The sequence below is a fragment of the Xanthovirga aplysinae genome, from assembly GCF_009711365.1.
Taxonomy (GTDB): domain Bacteria; phylum Bacteroidota; class Bacteroidia; order Cytophagales; family Cyclobacteriaceae; genus Xanthovirga; species Xanthovirga aplysinae.
Genome location: NZ_SMMB01000063.1, coordinates 1 through 266 on the forward strand (window position 1 = coordinate 1; position 266 = coordinate 266).

Genomic DNA, 266 nt, shown 5'->3' on the forward strand with positions numbered 1-266 from the left:
ATCGTTAAACAATAGCTTGTGGATTTTTTTAGCTCCCCAACGAGGGTATTTTGCTTTTAGATTTAAGATTTTTTGTTGGACTTCTTCCTTTGTTTGATTTGGATGATTCCTAGGAGCTTTGGATTCGTCTCTTAACCCTTCAATACCCCTTGATTCATATCGCCTAATCAATTTATAGGCTGTAGGGCGTGAGATTTCAAAAGCTTTACATAGCTCGGTGACCGTGTATTTTCCACAGAGCCATTCACAGATAAATTCTACTTTTT

At 37.2% G+C, this 266-nt stretch carries 1 protein-coding gene; it reads right to left on the reverse strand.

The genetic code is table 11. The features are described 5' to 3' along the window. Positions 1–266, reverse strand: a 266-nt coding sequence (locus E1171_RS00080) for a helix-turn-helix domain-containing protein (RefSeq protein WP_155202972.1), incomplete at both ends; no start/stop codon positions are given.